Source organism: Bacillus sp. JJ634 (assembly GCF_036962285.1).
Classification (GTDB): Bacteria; Bacillota; Bacilli; order Bacillales; family DSM-1321; genus Peribacillus; species Peribacillus asahii_A.
Genome location: NZ_JBALMU010000043.1, coordinates 1,682 through 4,642 on the forward strand (window position 1 = coordinate 1,682; position 2,961 = coordinate 4,642).

The 2,961-nt window shown below is 52.4% G+C and carries 1 rRNA gene; it reads left to right on the forward strand.

What is annotated here, in order from left to right:
- A 23S ribosomal RNA gene (locus V7068_RS08020) occupies positions 1–2,934 on the forward strand.
- The last annotated feature ends 27 nt before the right edge of the window (positions 2,935–2,961 follow it).

Here is a 2,961-nt window from a genome sequence, read left to right on the forward strand (position 1 = left end):
GGTTAAGTTAGAAAGGGCGCACGGTGGATGCCTTGGCACTAGGAGCCGATGAAGGACGGGACTAACACCGATATGCTTCGGGGAGCTGTAAGTAAGCTTTGATCCGGAGATTTCCGAATGGGGAAACCCACTGTTCGTAATGGAACAGTATCTTTACCTGAATACATAGGGTACTGAAGGCAGACCCGGGGAACTGAAACATCTAAGTACCCGGAGGAAGAGAAAGCAAACGCGATTTCCTGAGTAGCGGCGAGCGAAACGGAATTAGCCCAAACCAAGAGGCTTGCCTCTTGGGGTTGTAGGACACTCTACATGGAGTTACAAAGGAACGGGGTAAATGAAGAGATCTGGAAAGGTCCGTCAGAGAAGGTAAAAACCCTGTAGTTGAAACTTCGTTCCCTCCTGAGTGGATCCTGAGTACGGCGGGACACGTGAAATCCCGTCGGAAGCAGGGAGGACCATCTCCCAAGGCTAAATACTCCCTAGTGACCGATAGTGAACCAGTACCGTGAGGGAAAGGTGAAAAGCACCCCGGAAGGGGAGTGAAAGAGAACCTGAAACCGTGTGCCTACAAGTAGTCAGAGCCCGTTCATGGGTGATGGCGTGCCTTTTGTAGAATGAACCGGCGAGTTACGATTTCATGCAAGGTTAAGTTGATGAGACGGAGCCGCAGCGAAAGCGAGTCTGAATAGGGCGAATGAGTATGAGGTCGTAGACCCGAAACCAGGTGATCTACCCATGTCCAGGGTGAAGTTCAGGTAACACTGAATGGAGGCCCGAACCCACGCACGTTGAAAAGTGCGGGGATGAGGTGTGGGTAGCGGAGAAATTCCAATCGAACTTGGAGATAGCTGGTTCTCTCCGAAATAGCTTTAGGGCTAGCCTCGAGATTGAGAGTATTGGAGGTAGAGCACTGATTGGACTAGGGGCCCCCATCGGGTTACCGAATTCAGTCAAACTCCGAATGCCAAATACTTATACTCGGGAGTCAGACTGCGAGTGATAAGATCCGTAGTCAAAAGGGAAACAGCCCAGACCACCAGCTAAGGTCCCAAAGTTTATGTTAAGTGGAAAAGGATGTGGAGTTGCTTAGACAACCAGGATGTTGGCTTAGAAGCAGCCACCATTTAAAGAGTGCGTAATAGCTCACTGGTCGAGTGACTCCGCGCCGAAAATGTACCGGGGCTAAACATAACACCGAAGCTGTGGATGGACATCTGCGATGTCCGTGGTAGGAGAGCGTTCTAAGGGCGTTGAAGCTAGACCGGAAGGACTGGTGGAGCGCTTAGAAGTGAGAATGCCGGTATGAGTAGCGAAAGAAGGGTGAGAATCCCTTCCACCGAATATCTAAGGTTTCCTGAGGAAGGCTCGTCCGCTCAGGGTTAGTCGGGACCTAAGCCGAGGCTGAAAAGCGTAGGCGATGGACAACAGGTTGATATTCCTGTACCACCTATACATCGTTTGAGCGATGGGGGGACGCAGGAGGATAGGGTAAGCGCGCTGTTGGATATGCGCGTCCAAGCAGTTAGGCTGGAAACGAGGCAAATCCCGTTTCCGTTAAGGCTGAGCTGTGATGGCGAGGGAAATAAAGTACCGAAGTTCCTGATTCCACACTGCCAAGAAAAGCCTCTAGTGAGATGTAGGGTGCCCGTACCGCAAACCGACACAGGTAGATGAGGAGAGAATCCTAAGGTGTTCGAGAGAACTCTCGTTAAGGAACTCGGCAAAATGACCCCGTAACTTCGGGAGAAGGGGTGCTCATTAGGGTGTTAAAGCCCAGATGAGCCGCAGTGAATAGGCCCAGGCGACTGTTTAGCAAAAACACAGGTCTCTGCGAAACCGCAAGGTGAAGTATAGGGGCTGACACCTGCCCGGTGCTGGAAGGTTAAGAGGAGAGGTTAGCGCAAGCGAAGCTTTGAATTGAAGCCCCAGTAAACGGCGGCCGTAACTATAACGGTCCTAAGGTAGCGAAATTCCTTGTCGGGTAAGTTCCGACCCGCACGAAAGGTGTAACGATCTGGGCACTGTCTCAACGAGAGACTCGGTGAAATTATAGTACCTGTGAAGATGCAGGTTACCCGCGACAGGACGGAAAGACCCCGTGGAGCTTTACTGCAGCCTGATATTGAATTTTGGTACAGCTTGTACAGGATAGGTAGGAGCCTGTGAAGCCGGAGCGCCAGCTTCGGTGGAGGCGTTGGTGGGATACTACCCTGGCTGTATTGACATTCTAACCCGCACCCCTGATCGGGGTGGGAGACAGTGTCAGGTGGGCAGTTTGACTGGGGCGGTCGCCTCCTAAAAGGTAACGGAGGCGCCCAAAGGTTCCCTCAGAATGGTTGGAAATCATTCGCAGAGTGTAAAGGCACAAGGGAGCTTGACTGCGAGACCTACAAGTCGAGCAGGGACGAAAGTCGGGCTTAGTGATCCGGTGGTTCCGCATGGAAGGGCCATCGCTCAACGGATAAAAGCTACCCCGGGGATAACAGGCTTATCTCCCCCAAGAGTCCACATCGACGGGGAGGTTTGGCACCTCGATGTCGGCTCATCGCATCCTGGGGCTGTAGTCGGTCCCAAGGGTTGGGCTGTTCGCCCATTAAAGCGGTACGCGAGCTGGGTTCAGAACGTCGTGAGACAGTTCGGTCCCTATCCGTCGTGGGCGCAGGAAATTTGAGAGGAGCTGTCCTTAGTACGAGAGGACCGGGATGGACGCACCGCTGGTGTACCAGTTGTCTTGCCAAAGGCATCGCTGGGTAGCTATGTGCGGACGGGATAAGTGCTGAAAGCATCTAAGCATGAAGCCCCCCTCAAGATGAGATTTCCCATAGCGCAAGCTAGTAAGACCCCTGAAAGATGATCAGGTTGATAGGTCAGAGGTGGAAGCGTGGCGACACGTGGAGCTGACTGATACTAATCGGTCGAGGACTTAACCTATTGTTTTCAATGATAGTCTTTTCCTAT